Here is a 24,429-nt window from a genome sequence, read left to right on the forward strand (position 1 = left end):
ATGAAGAAATCCAGCATCCTCTTGGACACCTTGCGTCGTCACTTCAGACGTCCGGTTATCACTCTCCTGGCTGTGTTCTTCCCATTCTGGGCTGTGCAGGTTCGAGGAGCCTCCTTGTACTACAACGGTTCTGACGGGCAGTGGGACACAACCACGACAAACTGGTCTTATGACAGCAGCCGCACCGACTTCGTAAACTGGTTCAACGATCTCATCGCTGTGTTTGGCGGGGATCCGGGCATCATCACCGTGAGCGGACCGATCAGCGCAGGCGGGCTCAGCTTTGGCATCGACGGGAATGTCATCACCGGGGACACCCTGACCCTGAATGCTGTGGACGGCATGCCTTCACCCATCATCAACGTCTCCGCCTTCATCGGTGCACGGATTGACTCCGTGCTCGCAGGCACCTCGGGTCTGACGAAAACCGGCAACGGCACCCTGAGGCTGGGCAGCGTCGCCAACACCTTCAGCGGAGATGTGGTCATCAACGGCGGCGCCCTCATCGTCACAGACCAGGCCCAGCTCGGCACCGGCAAGACGGTCATCTCCGTCAATGGCTTGGCAAACAGCGGCAATCCGGGCTTCAGCGGCGGCAGCCTGGTGCTCAGTGGCGCGTATGGCGGCATGACCTTCACCCGTGACATCAGCCTTTCCGGACGCGGCCCCGGTGCCAGCAACAACAGCGGCGCCCTCATCAGCGTGGGCAACAACACCATCGCCGGAAACCTGGTCGTCGGCGGCACGGCGTCGCAGGGCAACATCGTTTCTGTCTATGGCGTCACCACCATCACGGGAGACGTGCAGCTGGGCACCGGCAGCACGCAGACGTTCTTTGGCAACGGCAACTTCATCATCTCCGGCCAGGTGACCGGCTTTGACGTGGCCAATGACCGCTTTTCCAAATCTGGCAACAGCTACGCCACCACGCTCTGGCTGCAGAATGCGAACAACAACTTTGCCCAGTCCCTGCGCATTGACTCCGGCACGGTGCGCGTCTCCAGCAACGGCGCCCTGGGCAACAACCCCAGCACACAGTCCGTCGATCTCAACAACGGCATCCTGGAAGTCCGCACCGACACCCCCGGCGTGGGCAGTGCCGATTTTTCGACCCGGAAAATATTCAACCGTGACAACACCAACACGGGCATCTTCGTCAGCCGTGGCGTCGATGGCAGCGCCATCAACCAGACCGTGACCTTTGGGGAAACCCGCGCCACCGGCGCCAACACCAACTTCCGCATCACCGGCCGCGACGGCTTCAACGTCACCCTGCTGGGCTTGAACAACTCTGCGGCGGGAGTCATGGGCACCGGCGGCGGCAACAATGCCCTGATCGAAAACAACTCCAACGGCCTCCTCACCCTGGCCACCTCCAGCCTGTGGAACCAGGCGGACGCCACGGCGCGCACGCTCACCCTCCAGGGAAATGGCGACACCCTGCTCACCGGCAACCTCACCGCGACAGGCGCCGCCCACGTGGTGACCAAGTCCGGAAGCGGCACCCTGACCATCCTCGGGACTTCGAGCAACTTCCTCGGCAGCTTCAACGTCAATTCCGGCACCGTGGCGCTCAACACCTTTGGCGCGATCAACAGCGGGGCCAGCGGCGCGCTGCAGCTCAACAGCGGTGCGCTCAACTACCTCGGATCCGGCGAAGTGGTCACCAAGGCTGTCAATCTCACCGGCACCACAGGTTCCGGCATCCTTCTGGCCAATCAGACAGGCTCCGGAGCTTCCGCGCTGGTGATTGCAAACAACATCGCCGCCACCGGGGCGGGGATCAAAAACCTCTACCTCGGGGGTGAAAACACGCTGCAGAATCAGATCCTGGGCGTGATCCAGGACAACAGCGGCACCAACAAAACCTCCCTCGTCAAGATCGGCTCCGGCACCTGGCTCTATGCCCCCACAGCCTCCAATTATGTGACGGCGGGTGCCGCTGGCGTCACGACCACGGGCGGCGGTGCGGCGCAGTCCAACACCTTCACCGTTTCCAATGCTGCCAGCCTCGTCGTGGGCCAGACAGTCTCCGGCACCAACATCCCGGCGGGCTCCATCATCACCGCGATCAGCGGCAACACCGTCACGATCAACACCACCATCGGCACGGCGGTCGCCAACGGCACGGCGCTCACCTTTGGCACGGTGGGCACCTTCACCGGCAGCGTCACCGTCGCGGGCGGCACCCTGCAGATCCAGGCCACCGCAGGCAGTGGCAACGGGTCGGACGTGATCAACAACGCCTCCGCCCTCATTTTCAATGCGGACCCGCTGAACACGAACCAGGTCGCGGGCGGCACCTTTGAATACCTGGGCTACAGCGGCGGTGCGCTGACGGAAACTCTCGGCGCCCTGACCATGACGGCAGGTGCCGGCACCATCAAGATCACCGCTGGCGGCGGTGCCACGGGGCTCATCTTCACATCCCTCGTCACACCCGCCATCGGCACCGGGCTCAACGTTGTCGGCAACGGCACGGTGACGCTCAACGGCGTGGCCACCAGCACCGCCACCACGCTGGCCGGCAATGGGCACATCTACATCAACGGGGCGGATTTCGCCCGCTCCAGCAGCGGCCTGCTGGTGGCGCCCGTCTATGACACAGATGCAGGCTTTGTGACCGCAGGCGCTTCGCTCACGGCTGCCAGCCACAACTTGGTGACCAGCGACACATCCACCGATGTCCTCACCATCAGTTCGTTGAAAATTCTGGGCAGCCAGACCGTGGCCCAGACCGGGCTGCTCACGATCAACGTCGGGGCCAACACCTCGGGGGGCATTTTGCAGACAGGCGGTTCCGGCGTCATCAGCGGCGCTGGTGTGACCACAGGGGGAAATCAGGACCTCGTCGTTCGTGTGGATGGGCTCACCGACACCCTGCTGATTTCCGCCCCCATCACCGCCACGACCACGGGCGGCCTCACCAAGAACGGCCTCGGCACCCTGGTCCTGAGCGGCGCCAATGCCGAGACGGGTACCGTCACCGTCAACGAAGGCACCTTGCAGATGGCGGGCACCGGTGCGCTCGGCGGCGCCAACATCAATCTCACGATCCGTCAGGAAGCCACCTTTGACCTCAACGGCGTCAACCTCGGCACCGCAGCCTCGGGCACCAACTCCATCAACTCGCTCAATGGTGCCGGCATCATCACCAACAGCGCGGCCAGCGGCACCGCCACCCTGCGCTTTGGCAGTGCCAATGGCGGCGGCGTCTTCACCGGACTGATCCAGGACGGAGCCAGCGCAACGGTGTCTCTGGTCAAGACCGGGTCCGGCACGGTGGCCCTCACGGATGCCAACACCTTCACCGGGCCGGTGACCATTCTCGGTGGAAATCTGGACATCCCGAACATCGCCGACATCGGCGTGGCCAGCGGCATCGGCATGGGGGACGCCACCAGCGACGCCACCAATGCGGCCAGCCTCATTCTCAACGGCGGCGCGCTGCGCTATGTGGGGACCAACTCCGGCGGTGCAGTCACCGCCACGCAGACTCCCTCGGTCAGCATCAACCGTCTCTTCACGCTCGCAGGCAACGGCACCATCGCCTCCTTCGGCAGTTATGGAAACCTTTCAGCCTCACGAATCCTGAACAATGCGGCCCTGATCTTCAACAACACGGCGGATGTGGCCTTCAGCGGCAGCGGCAACCGCACCCTGACACTGGACGGCGACTCCCAGGGAGACAATGAGATCGCCATCCACCTGATCGACAATCCCAACGGCGGCACACTTTCTCTGACCAAGAACGGCGTCAGTCTCTGGATCTTGAACCCCGCCACGGCCAACACCTACAGTGGAACGACCTCCATCAACGGTGGCGCACTCCAGGCGGCGGACGGCATGGGCCTCTCCTCCAGCAGCAATCTCCTGCTCAACGGCGGCGTGTTCCAGAGTTCCGGCACCTTCAGCCGGGGATTGGGCACCGGGGCAGGGCAGTTCCGCTTCAATGCCTACGGCAACGGCGGCTTCTCCTCCGGCACCTCCAAGCTGACGGTGGACTTCAGCGGCCTCGGCACACCGGTCTGGGGAGTCACCCCCAACTTCATCGGCGCAGGGGCGCTGGTGCTCAACAACGCCACCTCCCTGGCAGACGTCGAGATCAAAGGAAATTTCGACCTCGCCCCTGGCGTCAGCAAGTCCATCATCGTGACGACCACAGCCGGAAGCTCCACGGTCAATCTGGTCAGCGGAACGACGGATGGAATGACCATCGGCCAGACATTCAGCGGCAACGCCAGCATTCCCGCCGGGCTCTACATCACCGCCATCAACAGCTCCACCCAGTTTGTGCTGAGCTCAGGCACCGGAGTCACGGCCGCCACTGGAGTGGCCACGACGGTGAACGGAGATGGCTGGCGTCAGATCCAGGTGGACGACAACGGCAGCACCAACCTTGATTTCGCCACCGTCTCCGGCTCGATCGGCGGCACCGGCGGGCTGAGCAAGATCGGCTCCGCAGGCCTCATTCTCGGAGATGCCAACACCTACAGCGGCAGGACCGTCATCCGCCAGGACGCAGTCTATGTGACCTCCATCGGTGCGGCTGGTGCCACCTCGTCCAGCTTTGGCACCAACGTCAACGGCGGCATTCTGGAGCTGGGAAATCCTGGCAGCAACACCACCGTCAGCCTGATGTATGTGGGTGCCGGTGAAACCACCACGCGCGAGATCAACCTCACCGGCACCACCGGCACCCGCCGCATCGACTCCAGCGGCACCGGGGCGCTCATCATCACCAACCTGCAAAACACCACCGCCACTTCGGTGAACACCGTCGGGGGAGACAAAACCCTGGAACTCCGCGGCACCAACACGGATGCCAACATGATCACCTCCGTGCTCGCAGACAACGCCCAGGGGCTGGGAACACCTGCCTTTGGCGGTGTGGGAGCCCTGCGCGTGCTCAAAAGCGACGGCGGTGTCTGGATCCTGAACGCCATCAACACCTACACGGGCGGCACCCGGGTGGACAGCGGCATGCTCGGCCTCGCCTCCGGCGCAGCTCTCGGCGCCGTCGGCCCCACCGGCCTGACTTCAGCCGCCGTGAACAACTCCTCCACCATCACACTGGCCAGCGGGACCACCGCAGGCCTCGTGGTGGGCATGAACATCAACGGCACCGGCATCGCCTATGGTGACACCATCACCGCCATCACCAGCGCCACGACGTTCACGATTTCCGCCGCCCGCACCATCCCGGTGAACGCGCAGCTCGTGTTTGGCGGGCTCATGATGTCAAACGCCGGCGTTTTCGCCACCGATCCCGGCGGGCTGACGATCTCGCAGCCGATCATCATGAACAACAACACGGCAGCCGTCTTCGCCGGTGCCAACGCCATCACCATCAATGGTGACGTGATCAAAAACTCCGGCGGCAACGACAACACCCTGAGCAACAATCTGGACGGCGGCGCCATGCTCACCGTCAACGGCAACTTCCTCAACTTCCAGAACGCCGCCAACGCCACGCGCCTGCTGAACATCCGCGGCTACGGCTCCACGGTGTGGAATGGTGACATCAGGGACAACGCCCTGGTCTCCACCTCCCTCACACGCCTGGACATTCGCATCGCCAACGACGCGTCCTTCACGCTCGGCAGCGCCACCTCGCTCACCGGCGGCATCGCCCTTGGCCAGGGGACGCTCATCATCGGCAATGTCAAAGCCCTCGGCACAGCCGCCAACGCGGTGATCCTCTACGGCGGTGTGCTGACCTCCGTGTTTGACCTGACGGGAGCCAACAAGCTGGTGAACGCGCTCACGCTCGCCGGCGACCCTGCCATCATCAACGGCTCCAGCAGCATCGACTTTGGAGGTGCCGTGACCAACAACGGTGCCAACCGCGTGCTGCAGAATGACCTCGGCGGCGGCGCTGAGCTCACCCTCTCTGGCGGGGTCAATCTGACTGAATCCGCCACCAACCGCACCATGGTCATCGCCGGTTCCGGGATCACCAACATCACCAGCGCGATCGTGAACGGCAGCACCTCCACCGCCTCGGCGCTGCAGTTCCAGGGCTATGCCCTGAACCTCACGGGCACCAACACCTTCGGCGGTGCACTGACGGTCAACCGCGGCACCGTCACCATCAGCGGCGCCAATGGCAGCATCGGTTCGGTTTCGGGCATCAACCTCACCGCCAGCGGCACCCTGGTGCTGGACAACACCGCCGGAAACAAGGCCGGCGGCCGTGTGGCCGGGCGTGCCTTCACCTTCAATGGCGGCGCTCTGAGCCTCATCGGAAACGGCACCACTGAAACCGTGGGCAACGCCACCGTGAACAACATCATGGGAACAATCAGCATGTCCGGCACCGGCAGCAACACGCTGACCTTTGCCACGGTCAACTTTGCCAACTCCGGCTCCTCCTGGGATCTGTCCGGGGTTGAGGGACTGGGAAGCACCAACAAGGTGAAGATCACCACCTACCAGCATGGCGGCACCACCTTCACCAACGCCATCCTGCCACGCATCTACATCTTGGATGACTTTGCCGCCTATGACGGCACCAACGGAGTGGTGCGGTTCACCGCGTACAACACCACCAACAATCTGGATGCGGCGGCCAACGGGGACACCATGAGCGTGAACTCGTCTGCCAACATGGCTTACTCGCGCACGCTCAATGCCCTGAAGATCAGCGGCAGCGGTCTTTCCATCACCAGCACGGGCAACCGCCTGCTCACACTCACCACCGGCTCCGTCATCAGCACGGGCGGCGACAACACGCTGGCCATCTCACAGATCACCATGAATGGCCAGTCCGGCTACTTCCAGGTGCAGGATGGCACGACGCTGCATGTGCAGTCCGCCCTTCTCAACGGCCAGCTGACCAAGGTGGGCGGCGGCATCCTCAGCCTGGAAAGCACGAGCTACTACAACAGCACCACCAACGTGATGGGCGGCACCCTGGTGCTCAATGCCGGGCTCAATGCCATCTTCCCTGCGGTCAACAGCCTCAACATCGGCATCGGCGCCACCGTCGATCTCAACGGCAGCACTCAATACCTCGGCAACCTGACTGGAAGCGGCAACATGCCCAACTCCGCCGGCACCCTGACCAACACGGCGCTGACCACCAGCACCTTCGTCACCAACGGTGGCGGCACCTTTGGCGGCATCATCTCAGGCGACATCAATCTGGGCCGCGTCGGTGGAAACACGCTGACGCTGGAGACCGCGCAGACCTACACCGGCACCACCTCGCTGCTGGGCGGCACCACGACCCTGGAAAACGACGCCACCCTGCTGACCACCTCCGCCATTGAGATCAACGCGGCCACCCTGATCGCCACCAGCAACACCAGCCTGCAGACGCAGAACAATGACCGCATTGGCGATGGCATCACCATCACGCTGCGGGGCGGCACCATCCAGGTCAACGGCAGGGTCAACACGGCGGCCACCGAACGGCTGGGGGACATCATCTCAGCCCAAGGGGCCAACACGATCCAGGCCGCGACTGGCGGCACCGGCACCGCCGGAGCCTTCACCTCCATGGATCTGACGATTGCCAGCCTGACACGTGCCGCTGGCACCACCGTGAACTTCCTCAACTCCACGGCGCTCGGCAGCATCGGCAACTTCCCCCGCATCGTGTTCACCTCCGCGCCCACCACGTATGGTGACGGCGTGCTGGGAGCCTGGGCCATTTCAAACTCCAACGACTACGCCGCCTACAACACCACCAACGGCGTGGGCACCGTGGGCAACGGCGGCTTTGCCGGCTATTCGGCCGTGTTTGGCAGCGGCAACATCACGGACCTCGGCACCTACTCCGTCACCCCTCTGACCACCACCCTCTCCGGTACCACGACCGCCAGCATGCTGAGGCTCAGCGGCAATTTCACCAACAACATCGCCTTCACCAGCAACAGCGATGTGCTGAACCTCGAACTCGGCGGCATCCTGCGCACCAACAATCCCTTCGACACCAGCTTTGGCACCGCCGCCATCCGCGGCGTGATCACCGCCGGCGGCACGGAAACCAGCGGAGTGCGTGAGCTGATCATCTACAACACCAACACCTCGAACCCTTCGTTTACAAATCCCAACACGGCAGGCGGCATCGTCGCAGGCTCTTCCGTGGTCATCATGAATTCCACCGTCGGCATCCAGCCCGGCATGACGCTGGTCAACGCCAATTTCCCGACAGGCACGACCGTGCTTTCTGTGGACAGCCTCACGCAGGTCACCCTGAGCAACCCGGCCATCAACAGCGCGCAAAACCAGACCTTCACCGCAGGTTCGTTCGTCAATGGCAGCACCACGCAGGGCTCGACCCAGATCACGATGAACTCGACCGCCGGCATCACGGCAGGGATGACCGTCGTCAACGCCACATTCGGCGGAGCCGCGACCACGAACGGCTCCAAAACGGTCACGCTGACCTCCACCGCAGGCATCCTCCCTGGCATGACGCTGACCAACGGCAACCTGCCTGCCGGCACGACCGTGGTGTCTGTGGACAGCCTCACGCAGATCACCGTCAGCCAGAATGCGACCGCATCCGCCACCGGCCAGACCCTGACCGGCGTCGGCATTCCTGCCGGCACCTATGTGGTGTCTGTGGACAGCCCCACCCAGGTGACCCTCAGCCAGGCCGCCAATGCCAGCGGCACCGCCAGTTCCTTTGCCGTCGGGGTCAGCAACATGATCATCAATTCGGTCATCGCGGACAATGGTTATGGCAACAAGGTGGCGATGGTGAAATCCGGCACCGGCATTCTGAATTTGTCCGCCAACAACACCTACACCGGCGGCACGGTTGTGAACCAGGGCACGCTGAACCTGATCGGCACCGGCGTGGTCCTGCCTGCCGGCGGCCTGACCATCAACAACGCGGCAGTCGTCATGCTTACGAACGTCGGGCAGATCGATGCCTCCAACGATGTCATCCTGGTGGGCAGCTCCTCCCTGACCCTGGCCGGCGGTCTGGGGCAGAACAACACGCTCAACAGCATCACGTTCAACAACAACGGCGGCTCGGGCACGCCCACCGTGACCAATCAGGCCAACAGCATCCTGACGCTCACCTCCTCCGCGCCGGTCACCGTCACCAGCAGCAATGCCTCCACCGTTCCCACCATTGCCGGCGGCTTCCTGGCTCTCAGCAGCGGAGCCAACACCTTCAGCATCCAGGGGCCGACGCTGAACGGCGTGCTCTACACGCAGATCGGCGCAGCCCTGAGCATCTCGTCGGTCATCACCGGCGCCGGAAGCAGCATCATCAAGACGGACAGCGGCCTGCTCCAGCTCAGCGGGCAGAACACCTTTGACGGCGGCATGGTGGTGCAGGGCGGGGGGATCATCCTTTCTGCCAGCAGCACCTCCACCGTGCCCAACTCGCTGGCCTCCGGGCCGCTGGGCATCGGCTCCGTGTCGTTTGCAGACGGCACCAGCCTGCTCGTGGACAATACCAGCCGCACGGTTGCCAACGCCATGAGCTTTGCCGGCAACCCGATCTTCAACAACACCAGCACCAGCCTGCCCACGCTCACCCTGAACGGCGCGCTCAGCTTTGCCACCCTGACCACCACGGGGCTGGTCGTCAATATTCCGACCCCCTACCTGAATGTGGTGCTCGGTGGCCCGATTGCGAACATCGGCTCGGTCACCTCCATCGGAGGCTCCACCGGGGCCAACACCATCACCAAATCCGGCCTGGGCAACATCACCGGCATCAATATCAACGGACTCAGCAGCACCGCCTCCATCAACATCGGCGGCATCAACAACAGCACCGCGTTCTCTCTGCTGGTCGATGGCGACAGCACCGGCTCCCTGCAGACGATCAGCATCGGGGACATCACCTGGGAGTCTTCGGTCACGGGCACAGCCCTGTCCCTCACCATCGGGCGCGCAGGCACGGCTGCTTACTTCCCGCTGGCGGTCAACAAGCTGGTCGCCCCCTCCAGCTTCAATTCGTCCCAGCTGGCCAACGGACTGTCTGTGACCAATAACAACAACTACGGCCTGCTGCTGTCAGACAACATCGCCTTCAACACCGTGTCCGCTAATCAGGGGCCCACCTTCACCGTGGCAAACGGCAGCACCTCCCTGCAGCTGGACGGGCTGATCCTCAGCGGACTGCTCACCGGCGGCCCGACCGGTGCTTCCGCCGTGGTTCTTACCAAGGCTGGAGCCGGTGTGCTCGCTTTGACCAATGCTGGCAACACCTTTGGCGGTGGCGGCTCCATCATCGACATCACTGCGGGTCTTATTTCCGCATCTTCTGACGCGATGCTGGGGGATGCTGGCAACGTCATCCGCCTCAGCGGCAACAACCTCGGCTACGGCTTCCGCGCCACAGGCACCTTTGCCACCTCCCGCACGTTCAACCTCAACTCCGCCGCAGGTGAAATCGAAGTGACCCAGGGCAACACCCTGACGCTGAACAACGCCTTCACCTTTGCCTCGGCCAACAACGCTCTCAGAAAGTATGACATCGGCACGCTCGTGCTCACCAGCCCTGAGACCGGCTGGAATGGCGTCATGTTTCTCCAGCAGGGCGTGCTGAGAGTTTCCAATGGCAACCAGCTTGGCAACGCCTCCTCCACCACCAGCGCCACGGCCACCACGGGAGCCTCCGGCCAGACGGTGCTCACACCCACGGGCGGCACCGCCAGCTACGGCGTCGGCCAGATGGTGTTTGGAACAGGCATCGCGGCGGACACTTTCATCACCGCCGTCACCGCCACCACCATCACTCTCAGCGCCAACACCACGGCCGCGAATCCGACCATCACCACCTCCGCAGGCGGCATCATCCTGGCAAACGTGGGCGCTGCTCTCGAACTGACCGGCGGCGTGACCGTGGCGGACGGGATTTTTGTCAATGCATCCAACAATGCCACCAGCGCGGGCATCAACGCTGGTGGTGCCATCCGGGCCACCGCAGGCGTCAACACCGTGTCGGGTCTGATCACCATCTCGACCTCCACAGCGGACAACCAGATGCGTGCCGTCACTCTCGCGGCGGATGCCGGTGCCACGCTCAACATCACCGGCGGCGTGCTGGGCCAGGTGGGCACCGCAGGTGCCAACCGTCATTCCTGGGTCGGACTGGGAGGAGACGGCACCATCAACATCACCACCACAGGTTTCACCAACACCGGCACCCTGGGCATCTACCAGCTGAACAAATACGGCACCGGAACCCTGAACCTCCAGGTGGCAAACGCCTTCTCCGGCCGTGACGTCATCGTCAAGCAGGGCACGCTGTCCTTGAATGGCGCAGGCACCTTGGGCACCCTCGGCTCCGGCCAGGGAACCACGCGCAACGTCATTGTGCATGATGTTGGCGCTCTGGTGCTCGACAACTCCGGCTCCAACGTCAGCAACCGCCTCGGCAATGCGGCGCTGATTTTCCAAGGCTCCGATTTCCGCATCATTGGCAGCAGCGGCGCCACCACGACGGAGACCACCACGGGTTCCATGACCATCAATGCCGGCGCGCTGGTCTTCACCCTGGACGCCGGGGCAGGGCAGCAGCTGAACTTCACCACGGCCGGAGTCACTCGCAACGCAGGCTCCACGCTTCTCATCCGTGCGGATGGTTTTGGCAGTGCGGCGGGTGCCAATGTGGCCACCATTCAGGGCAGCACCGCCACCTACACCTTCACCGGCCAGCTCGGTGCCACCGGCACGACCAACAAATCGATCCTTCCCTGGGCCATCGGAGACACCAGCCTGAGTGGCACGGGCATCGGATTTGTCACGGCAGACTCTGCTGCGGCCGGGGCAAATGCAGGCACCAACCGCCTCCGTCTGCTCAGCGGCTCCGAGCAGGTCACAACGCTCTCGACTGCAGGCACCAACGTGAACCTGACCTCCTCCGCCAATCTGGCCGCCTCTCTTTCCATCAACTCTCTGCAGCTCGGCAGCGGCGGCGGCATCACCCTCTCCGGCGGTGCGGTCCTGACTCTGGAAAGCGGTGGCCTCCTGGTGCAGGCTGGCAACTCCGGCATCTCCGGCTCCGGCACGCTCACCACCGCCAGCAATCGTGAGCTGATCATCTACAACGTTGGAGATCTCACTTTGGGAGTCGCCATCGCCGGGACCAGCGGAGGGCTCACCAAGTCGGGTGGCGGCACTCTGACCCTCGCCGCTGGCAACACCTTCACCGGTGCTGTCACGGTGAACCAGGGCACCCTGAAGCTCGATGGCACGGATTTCAGCCTGACAGCCAACCAGACCATGCAGCTCCTGGGCGGCAACCTTGACCTCAACGGCACCGTGCAGAACATCAACAACCTGCAGGCCCAGACCGGCACTCTGGCCGTGAACGACGCCTTCGCCGTCAACACGGCAGGCTACGTCATCAACACCTCGTTGGCTCAGGCCACCCTGGGGCTCACCACCGCCAATGTGTCTTTCCGCGGCGCCATCGGCAATGGCAATGCGGCGCAGAGCAACATCGCCGTCGTGCGCTCCCAGGCCGCAGGTCTCACCCAGGACTGGAATCTCTACGGGGACAACACCTACACCGGAGCCACCCTGCTCAACGGCGGTCGCACGCAGCTTATCGAAGGCGGCCGTCTGAGCGGGACGACTTCCATCGAAATCACAAACTCCACACTTCTTATCAGCGCCGGCAACATTTCCACGGAGCCGCTCAGCCTGACGGACCGCATCAATGACGCAGCATCGATCACCCTGAACGGTGCCATGTTCCAGTGGCGCAGCCGCGCCGCGCTCTACAGCACGGAGCAGCTCGGTGCCGTCTCCCTCGGCTACGGCAGCAGCATCATCGATATGGCGGAGCCCGGCACGAGCGTGAACCAGTCAGATGTCACCTTTGCCAGCTTTGCGCAGCTCGCCGGTCAGCACGGCACGGTGCGTTTCCTGAACATTGACGGCAACATTTCCGCCCTACAGCGCCTGTTCATCTCCAACCTCAACGGTGTCGCCACCACCAATATCGGGGACGGTCTCACCAACAACCTCATCGGCGGCTGGGCCACGTTTGAGCGTGAATTTGCCACCTACACCCCGTCTCAGGGCATTGGCGGTCTGACCAACAACGGCTACGCGGGCTACTCACCCAACACCATTTTCAGCGGCACTGCGGTTGATAACGTCCGCATTCTGCTGCCAGTCGCCGGCTCAACCACCACCCTCACGGCAGACACCACGCTCAACAGCCTGAACCTTCAGGCAAACACCGGTGCCACCGGCAGCAGCGTGCTGGATCTGGGCGGCAAAACCCTGACGCTTGCGAGCGGAGGCCTGATCGCATCGCCGATCTCCACCACGGCGTCGGCCAACAGCATCAACATCATCAACGGCTCGCTGACCGCCGGCACCACGTCCAGTCCTGCGGATCTCTACCTGCACGCGCTGAGCTGGCTCAACAACCAGGCTGACAACACCGGCAACGCGGACGTCACCGTCTCGGCAAACATTGTGGACAATGCCGCCGGCGGCTCCGTGGCCCTGGTCATCGACGGGAACCAGGGACGCGGAACGTTGAACAACACCAACGACGTGTTCATCACCGGCTCGAACACCTACACGGGCGGGACATGGGTGAATTCAGGTCGCATCGTGCTGAACAATGCTGCGGCAGATGGCGTCACCACCTTCGCTGTGCCTGGAAATCTGACCATCTCCGGCGGCTACAGCAGCAATCCTGCAAACTACACTGACCGCAACACCCAGGTGATTCTCGGGGCTGCCGATCAGATGGCTCACACCGGCATCCTGACCATCCTGGGCGGTGCCACCTTTGACACCAACAACTTCAACCAGACGGTTGGTGGCGTGGTGTTCAACAACAATGGCGGCAATTCTCCGGTGCTGAACGTCGGCACGGGGGCCTTCACGTTGAACGGCAACCTGACCGCCACATCACAGAACCTTGGGGCGGTCTCGCAGCTCGGCGTCGTCATGACTGCAGCCACCACCAGCGGCAACGCCACGGTGACGGTTACCAGCACGGCAGGACTGGTGGTTGGCACGCCGGTCATCGGCGCTGGTGTTCCGGCCGGTGCAACCATCGCCTCCATTGTCAGCCCGACGCAGTTCACGCTCTCAGTGAATGCAAACGCCACCGCCACCACCAATCAGCTGGTCTTCTTCGGCCTCGGCGCGGTCGATCTGAACGGCGCGGTGCGCACGTTTGACATCAGCCCGGTGCAGTGGAATGGCGAGATCCTCTCGCCCACATTGTCCACTCTGGACATCAGCTCTCCGCTGACCGGCACTGGCGCATCCGGCATCAACAAGACCGGGACTGGCAACCTCACCTTCAAGGTGGCCAACACCTACTCCGGAGCCACCACGATCACGAATGGCAGGATCACCTACGGAGTCACCAATGCGCTGCCCACGCTGACGGCGCTCTCCGTGCTGGCCAACGGCACGCTGGACATGAACGGTTTCAACGGCGCGGTGGGCTCTCTCGCCAGCGAAGGTGCAGGAGCGGGCGGCGTGGTCACCAACACGGCCTCTGGCACAAATGTCACGCTCACGGCAGGTGCGGACAATTCCAGCACCATCTTTGGCGGCACGATCACCAACAATGCCAACTCCATCCTGAACTTCAGCAAGGCTGGAACCGGCACCCTGACTCTGACGGGTGACAGCACCTACACGGGCCGCACGTGGATCCAAAACGGCGCGCTGAGTGTCAGCACCATCAGCAACGTGTCCGGCGGCGGTTCCAGCAGCAATCTGGGTGCGCCTGTCACCGTGGCCAACGGCACCTTGTATTTCGGTTTGGGTGCAGACACCGGCACGCTCATCTACACCGGGCTGGGCCAGACCATCGACCGTGTCCTCAACCTCGCCGGCACCACGGGTGGCGGTGTCATTGCCAATAATGGCAGTGGCGATCTGACATTCATCGGGAACACCACCTCCACCACCCTGGGGGCCAAGTCGCTGACCTTCACCGGCTCCTACACGGGGGTCTTCAACTACATCGGCACCATCGGCGACACCGATGGTTTCGTCCAGCGCGGACCAGTGTCCGTGGTCAAGGACGGAGCCTCTTCCACGCTGTTCCTGTCAGGCGGAAACGCCTACACCGGCAGCACCATCATCAATACTGGCATCATCCAGCTCGCCGGCGCCAGCCCGGTCTCCATCATTCCGGACCGCTCCGGTGTGGTGCTGGCAAACGCAGCCGGAGTCGCGCTGGATCTGAGCGGAAACAGCGAAACGCTGGGCTCCCTCTCAGGCGGTGGCAGCACGGGCGGGAATGTGCTGCTGACGGGCACAAGCTCCCTCACCCTTGGGCTGGACAATGCAGACGTGGTCTTCGCCGGAGGCATCATCGGCGGCAGCACAGGCGGTCTGACCAAGCTCGGCAGCGGCACACAAACGCTCGCCGGCACCATCGACTTCACCGGAGATGTGGCCATCAGCAACTACGGCGGCCAGTCTGGTGGCGGGTTGATTCTCGCAGGTGGAGCTGTGCTTGCCAGCACGGCCAAGGTCCGCAACACCGGCTGGAACACCGTTTTCGGCATCAACAGAAACGAAACCATCACCACGCTGACAAGCACGCGTAACACCGTGCTTGCCCTGGGGGCCGGAGCCACGCTGACGACCACCTACACCAATGGAACCCCCACCACCGTCAGCGCTCTGGCGGACTCTGACAACACCATCCGCGTCATCAAGCTGGACTCCAGCACCGCAGGGCTCACTCCGGGCATGCTGATCTCCGGCAGCACCGGAGTTACCAATGCCACAGGCATCATTCTGCAGATCATTGATGGCAACAGTGTGCTCATCAACCAGCTCCCCGGCGCCACAGTCACAAACATCCCCACCCTCACCATCACACCCACCGGTGTGCTGAGCAGCGCCATCACAGGTGCTGGCGGGTTCACCAAAAATGGTGCTGGCGATCTCTTCCTCACCGGGCTCAGCACCTACTCCGGTGCCACCACCATCAATGCCGGAACAGTCTGGGTCGGTGGCGGCATCTGGGACGGGGCCAGGTATGCCATTCAGGATGTCCTGAGCGACAGCTCGCAGATTGTCTTTGCCAATACAGGCTCCCAGGTTCTGAATTTTGCCGTCAACGCCACCAACCTCGTGCCATTTGAGCGTGTGGGCTCGATCAGCGGGGGCAACGGAACCAGCACCACCATCAACCTCAGCGCGCTCACCACCGGAGGCTTTGGTGCAGGAACAGCCACAGCGAGCATCGGTGCGCTCGCCATCGGCGGGGACAACAGCAGCTCCACCTACAACGGCCAGATCTTTGGGGGTGGCGGCACCTGGCTCATCAAGGAAGGCTCCGGAACCTTCACCTGGAACAATGCGATCTCCGACGGGGCTACTTTTGACGGCACCGTCCTGCTGGACAAAGGCGGTTTCACCACCACCGGGGCTTTCGGGCTCGACGGTGCGCAGACGTTGTTCATTCAGAATAACGGCGGTGTCTTTACCTCGGGCGTTTCAGTCAACGACACCGTCGCCATCCTCCAAGGCGGCGGCAAAGGTGCCTACCGTGTGCTGCCCAGCGGCAACGTGGGCGGTCTCTATGCCAACTACATCAACGGCGCGGATGGCTCGGTCGTGCTGAGCACGGCGGGCATCAGGCTCATCGTCAGCAGCGGCACCAGCTCCATCTTCGGTGGCATCATCTCCGGCGTGGGTGACCTGCAGAAGGACAACGCGTCTTCCACTCTCGAACTTCGCGGTGCCAACACCTACACGGGTCAGACCATCTTCAATGGCGGCTTTTTGCGCCTGGGCGTCTATGGCGCTGGCGCAGGTGTGGGCGCGCTCGGCACTGGTGGCAACGGCACCCTGGCTCTGGGCAGCAGCCTGCGTGGCGTCGCCGGCATCTTGGACCTGAACGGCACGGCCCAGACCGTCTCCCGCTTTGCCGCAGCATCCACCGCTGGCACCATCCAGCTGGTGAACGGCTCGCTTACTTTGGTGGATCAAAACACCCAGACAGTTGGCACGGCCCTTACCGGCAACCTGAACAGCGTGCTCAACATCAGCTCCACCGTTGCCGCCCAGACCCTGACACTGACAGGCAATAACGTGGGCTTTGGCGGCACCATCAATGTGAACGCCAACGTCGCACTGACGCTGAATCGTGCTGGCGGCGCCATCAACAGCACAGGAATCCCCGCCGCCCGCATCAATCTCAACGGCACAGGCACTCAGCTCACTGTCACTCTGGCGGACACCATCGGCTCACTGGCTGGCGCGGGCAATGTCGTGCTCACCCAGACGCTGACTTTGCGCGAAGCCCGCAGCGGTGCGGTCTCCGCCCTTGGATTCTCTGGTGCCACCAGCGGTGCAGGCGCTCTGGTGCTTGGCAACTTTGGCGGGCTGACACTGTCAGGAACTCTCGCACACACCGGCGGCATCACGCTGTCTTCCAATTCGACGATCATTCTCAACTACGGTGCCGGCAACGACATCCTGCCGTCCACCGGCGCGCTGACACTCAATGGCGGAACCATCCGCATCATCAGCACGGGCAGTGGCATCCTGGAGTCTGTCGCCTCCACCGCGCTCAATGCCGGTGCTTCATCCATCGAATCCTGGATCAGCTTTAATGCTGACGATGAGTCTTACCAGCTGCCCGGATTTGCCGGCATCAATCTCGGTACCATCACGCGGGCGGCTGGCGCGACCATGAATTTTGGCGGGGGCGCTGCGGCGACCACCACAGCCAATGGCACCAGCGGCATCCTGGGTGGCTGGGCTACATTTGGCGGGGACACCTGGGCCGTTGCCAACGGGGCAGGCTCAGCCATCACCGGGCTTGCCACTTACTCGGCCAATGCCTTTGGCACGGATCTCAACACTGACATCACGGCAGCCGGAGCTGTGGCAGGGGCAGACACCGCGACCATCCGCTTCAGCGGTGCCAATGACGCCGATGTCACCGGGGCTGTGACTCTGGCCACTGGGGGCGTGCTCGTCAGCAGCAGCGTGGGTGCTCATACATCCACCATTTCCGCCAGCCTCGCGTCAGGCGCAGGCGGTGAACTGATCCTCAATCAGTACAATGTCTTTGGAGATTTGGTGCTCTCCAATGTGGGCGGCACCAACACCATTATCACCACCGCAGGCGGTGGCCGCACTTTGATCACGAACAACATGGGTGGCACCGGCGGCGTCAACATCGGCTATGGCTACCTTCAGCTTGGAGACGCCTCCATTGGCGGCAGTTCCGCCGGCATGGTGGGCAGCGGAGCCATCCTGAACAACGGCACCCTCGGCTTTAACCGCAGCAACTCAGTGACCATCGCCGCCGTTATCTCCGGCCTTGGCAATCTTGAGCAGCTTGGCTCCGGCACGACCATTGTCACCGGAACGAACACCTTCCAAGGCCGCGTCACCGTGCGTGCCGGCACCCTGGAAATCCAGAACACCTCCGGATTGGGCGCCGCGTCCAGCTCAGTGACCAACCGCTGGGCCAATCTCACCTCGGTGAATACCGGCGGTACGCTCAACATCAACGTTGCCGGTGGTGGCACGACGACTGAATTCCTCAATCTCGATGGTGGTACACTCACCCTCAGCGGCACAGCGGCGCAGACGCTTGCCGGCCCGGTGATGCTGACCAGCGGCAGCACCATCAATCTCAACTCGGCCTTCGGCCACGTTGTCAGTGGTCAGATCATGTCCGCCACGGGTGTTGGACTCACGGTCAACAGCACCGTCGCAGGAGGCACCCTCATCCTGACCAATGCGGCCAATCAGATCAACGGAACGCTCACCATCGGCACAAACGCTACTGTCCAGTTCGGCAACAACAGCGCCGGCGGTCTCGGCACCCGGTCTGAGATCGTCAACAACGGCACCGTCATCACAAACACCAACAACGGCCACCTGGTGCTGGGCAGCAAGATCTCCGGATCCGGCAACTTCGTGCAGACTCGCAACACGGTTTACTTCACCGCAGACAACACCTACACAGGCACGACCACGCTGGGGCTCCAGTCCGTGAATGCCGCGACCTCCCTGCGGATCGGCAATGACACCTACACAGGCTCACTTGGCACAGGCGATGTCATTCTTCAGTCCACCACGGGTGGATCAACCGACCTTCGCTGGCACCTGATCGGTGACACCGTCGTTGCCAACAACATCACGCTCAATCCCAACACCGACGGCTCTACGGCGCGCAATGCCACCTTGCTCCGCCAGGGGCTGGGCAACATCACTCTCACTGGCAACCTGACCATCGGCTCCACCACGGGTGCGCCCAACACCCAGGTGGCGGTTCTTCAGTCTGAGGGCGGCGGTGTTTTGTTCATGAACGGCACTCTGGTGAACGCCGACTCGACTCATCTGCTGAACGTGGTCAACAACGGTGTCATCGTGTTCGGCGGCAGCGCCAGCAACACCTACAACGGCGTCCTTTCCGGCAACAATGTCTGGGTCTTCCAGAACTCGGGTGTCACCACGCTGGCTGGCGTTAACACCTTCAACACCGGCCATACTTACATTGAAAAAGGGACGGTCGTGCTCACCGGCGGTGCGGCCATTCAGGATGACAACGACACCCATGTGCTCAATGGCGGCACCCTCAGTGTTGCCATGACAGAAACCATTGGCCAGCTCTACATGCAGCGCGGGGCCATCACCACCATTGCTGCCGGTCAGACTTTGACTGTGGATGACAGCGGTGCGCAGCTCATCGCTGGCTCTTTCCAAGGCTTGGGCAATCTGACCCTGGGCGGCGGGAATTTCATGGCCATGTATGGCACCAACACCATCACGGGGGCGCTTCAGCTGGGCAGGCTCTCGGACAACAGCAACGGGGCCATCCAGTCTGCCAATTTCGCCAACGCCCTGGGAAGTTTCAGCTCGATCACCCTCGGCGCAGGCACGGGCGTGGGTGGGCTTGAGTATGTGGGCTCTGGTGAGACGTTTGCCAAAAACATCATCCTGGCAGGTACGAACACGACGGGCAACTACATCGCCGCCAACGGCAGCGGCGCTCTCGTTCTCAGTGGAAATCTCACAGCCACCGCCACGAACACCCTCCGTCTCATTGGTCAGACCGGCGGCTATTTCAACCCCATCAAAAACACGGTCTCAGGCATCATCAGCGAAGGCGCCTTTGTGCTTTCTCTCGCCATCCCGGCCTCTTCCAATGACGATCGCTTTGGCCTGACCAATCTCTGGGCTCTCACCAATGCGGCCAACGACTTCTCAGGAAAGATCACGGTTGGCATCGGCATGCTGGAGTTTGGCGGTGCGCTGGGCGCAGGCGGCTCTGTGAGCACCAGCCAGATGGGCGATCTCACCGTTGCGCGCACGATTGATCTGGGCACCAACAACTTCGACGGTCGCCGCTACGACCAGTATGGCAACACCGACCAGATTGGAGCTGCAGGCGTGTCGCAGGGGACGAATACCATCACGCCGAATTCGGGTTCCGTAGGCACCATCATCTTCAACAGCACAGACACCACCACCTTTGTGGTGCCGACGGCGATCACCTGGACGCAGTCCTACAGCAGCACCACAAATCCTGGCGCAGGCCAGATCATCAACAACGGAGCCGGTGCCGTGGTGCTCCAGGGCAGCTTCACGTCTGGAGCCAGCGGGAACCGTGCATGGATCCTGGACGGCTCCAACACGGGAACAAACACGATTTCAGGGGTCATCTCGAATGGCACCAGCAATGTGGTTTCCGTGACCAAGGAAGGTGCGGGCACCTGGCGGCTCAGCGGTGCGAACACCTTTACGGGCACCATCACCATCAACGACGGGATTTTGGAACTCGCGGGCGGTGCCGCCCTCGCAGACAGCGCCGGAGTCGCCCTCAATGCTGATGGCGGAGACGGCTTCTTCTCAGGCACTGCGAAGCTGAGGATCATCAACTCAGAGACGGTGGCCACGGTCACCGGGGATGTGCTGACCGAGGCGGAAATCCTTGCCGGCCAGACCCTCAGCATCACCGGCGGCAGCAGCACCATGAACGGTCTCTTCACCGGCGGCGGCGGTCTCACAAGAACGGTGTCCTCCTCCACTGGAGCCACACTGACCACCACCGGCAGCAACACTTATCTTGGTGTGACCACCATCGGTGCCACCGGCGGTGCCACCGCCAGCGCTGGCATGACTGTTTACTATCTTGCCGATGGCGGCTTTGCCAGCGGCATCGGTGCTTCAGGAAGCGCGGCAGGAAATCTCGTTTTTGTGAGCAACACCGCGGCAAATCAAGGCGGCATACTCACCTGGCAGGGGCTGACAAACCAGAGCACAGACCGTCTTTTCACCATGGGCCTTGGCGCTCTTGCGGCACGCATCAATGCCTCCGGCACCGTCGTAGGCACCAATACGCCGACTCTCACATTCAGCAATACGGGCGCCATCGCTTTCACTGGCAGCGGAGCCCGCACCCTGACTTTGGGTGGTTCCACGATCTCAGACAACACCTTCAGCCTCAAGATCACGGATCAGGGTGGTGCCACTTCTCTCTCGAAAGTGGACGGTGGCATGTGGGTTCTCGCACCTAGCGCAGGAAACACCTACACGGGTGGCACCACGATCACTGCAGGCACGCTGGCCATCCTTGCCGGCAATGCGCTGGGCACCGGCCTCGTCACGATCAATGGAGCGTCTGGCAACGGCCTGGAAATCCGCAGCGGCATCACCCTGGCCAACAACATCACCAACTCCACGACAGACGGCGGCATTGGCGTCACCGGCGGCTCCAGTGTTCTGACCGGTCTGCTCACGATCAGCAACCAGCTACGCTTGTCCGTCGACGCCGGAGCTTCCGTGGAGTTCAACAACGCCACCTCCTCAGTCACAGGCAGCGGCACCTTGCTCATCTTTGGCAAGGGCACAGTGATCCTGTCCGGTGTCAACGGCTCCGGTTGGACCGGTCAGACAGTGGTGCGCGACGGCAGGCTGGTTCTTGATTACGGCACCAACAACAACAGCAAGCTGGCAGATGGCGCGGCCCTGACACTGGGCACCATCACCGCGCTGACGACTGTGGGTGTCGATGCAAACGTGCCTGGCCAGAGCAAGATCATCGGCACGTCCGGGGGCTTGATCGAATTGAAAGGCGGGAGCCACACCGAAGTGGTGAGCGCCACCACCATCGCTCCAGGCTCCAGCGCGGTCATCCGCACCAGCGGGACCTCGGTGCTCAGGATGAATGCCATCACCCGCAACACCGGGGGCACCATCGACTTTGGGGCTGCGAATATCGCGCAGGTGGACACCACCAACACGAATGGCATTCTTGGCATCGGTTACGCCACTGTGGGCAAGACCGACTGGGCCGTGAACTCGACCAATGGCGGCGACGGTGCAGTGACCGCCTACACGGCCTACAGTGTGAACACCTACGGTGCCACAAACAACGTGGACGTGACCAATTACTCCATCACGGGCACCGCAGCCAACACGCTGCGTTTCAACACCGCCGCTGGCGGCACCCTTGATCTGGGCGGCGGCATTCTGGCCATGACCGGCGGCGGCCTGCTTGTGACCCCGAATGTGACTTCGGGAGACGTCATCATCAGCAATGGCTTCCTGCAGAATGCGGCGACGACGGCCGGTCTGGAGGCTCTCATCATCCTGCAGAACAGCACCCGGGCGCTTCAGATCGATGCAGTCATTCAGAACAACTCGGGAGCACAGGCTCTGACCAAGTCCGGCACCGGGATCGTTTACCTCAATGCCCTGAACACCTTCAGCGGAGCGATCAATTTGAATGAGGGCGAAATCCAGGTGGGCGGCACCGCTGCTGCGCCCTCTGTTGCCACCAATGCCTTCCTCGGCGGGTATGGCCTCTCACCGCAGGGCAACGTCATCAACATGGGGGCAGGCTCCACTCTCCGCTTCCTCACCACCAACACCGCCGTTTACAACACCGGCATCATCACCGGTGACGGCACGATCATTCTCGATGTCGGAAACCTCGGCGTCTTGCTGTTCGATGACGACAACGGCAACTTCTACGGCGACATCATCGTCAACAGCGGCACGATCCAGGTCGGTTTGAACAACAATGCGCTCGGCAACGTGCGTGGCATCACCACCATCGGTGGCACCGGCATTCTACAGTTCAATGACAGTCGAAACATCGGTGAATTCATCACCTACAACGACGGTGCCACCGTCACCACGCTGGCTGCTGCTGCGGGCACGCTGAGCGGCAAGCAGAGCATGAACAACACCACTGCTGCGGGGCTCACCTTCAACATTGTTGCGCCAGTCACCTCCACCAGCGTCGGCCTGAACATCTCCGGCATTGTCTATGCGCAGAACGGCTTCACCAAGACCGGCGCCGGCATCCTGCAGATCAGCGCCAATAATTTCTCCGACGTCTATGATGGCTACACAGGCATCAACAAGACGCCGACCTTGTACGGCCAGATCATGGTCAACGAGGGCATCCTCTATGTCGGGGGCACTCGTGCGCTGGGGGCATTCGGCGTCGGCAACGAAACAGTCGTCGCAGACGGTGCCTCGGTCGATCTTCGCGGCCAGGCTCTCAACCTTGGAGATGACAGCGATCCTTTCCGTGAAATCTTCAAGATCACTGGCGCAGGATTCAACGGCACCGGGGCTCTGCGCAACTCCACAGGCACAGGTCAGATTTCCTTCCTGACTCTCGATGGTGATGCAACGATCAACAGCGGCGGCACGGCCAACGGCTCTGCATTTGTCATCGGCACCTATGATACCAACCTGAGCAACGCCAACGGCCTGAATGGGGCGCTGACCCGGAACCGCCCTGTCATCGCAGGCAACAACAGAACCCTCACCATCATCGGCGGACGCAACGCCAGTGACAACATGGTCTTTGCAGACGTCAGCTTCTCCAGCGCGCTCGACAAGCTGCTGATCCGCGGCAGCAGCGTCCGCTTCCGCCATGAAGTGTCCGCTTCAATCGCGGACAACGGCATCCAGAGCACCGACATCATCAACGGCATTGAAATCGGCTACGGTGGTCAGACCCAGGCTGATGTGACCAACCCTGGGCTGGGGCTCGGAGCCAACACGGGCGCGCGCCTGCTCTTTGAAAACCAGTTCAACACTCACAATACGGTGAACATCGCGATGAACGGCGTGATCGCGGCAGCCAACAATGGCTACAACTACCTGCAGGTCGATTTCTTCACCATTCAGGACGGTTCCACCTTCCTCGATGGCAACCTCACACTCTCCGGCACTGCCGACCGCAACATCATCATCTCCGACTCCATCGGAAACTATTCTGTGGTAGAGCAGGGGAACACCACTGAGTCACCCGCAGCCAAGCTGGTGATTGGCGGTGTGATTCAAGGCAACGGCGGCTTCACCAAGATCGGCTTCAGCGAGCTTCGGCTGACGGCCAACAACACCTTCACCGGAGACCTGAACGTGCTGCGTTATGGCTACGCCGCCCTGCCTTGGGAAAGCCACGCTTACACCATCAATGGTGTGACGTACACCACTCAGGGGCAGGCTGAAGGATGG

General features: G+C 62.4%; 1 protein-coding gene (running past one end of the window). It reads left to right on the forward strand.

What is annotated here, in order from left to right; all coding sequences use genetic code 11:
* Positions 1-24,429 carry the 5' portion of an autotransporter-associated beta strand repeat-containing protein gene (locus ACZ5WW_RS22720; RefSeq protein ID WP_377163208.1) on the forward strand. It continues 5,655 nt past the right edge of the window, so the window shows 24,429 of its 30,084 coding nt (coding positions 1-24,429); its start codon is at positions 1-3; the stop codon falls past the right edge of the window.

This window comes from Prosthecobacter fluviatilis (assembly GCF_055388355.1).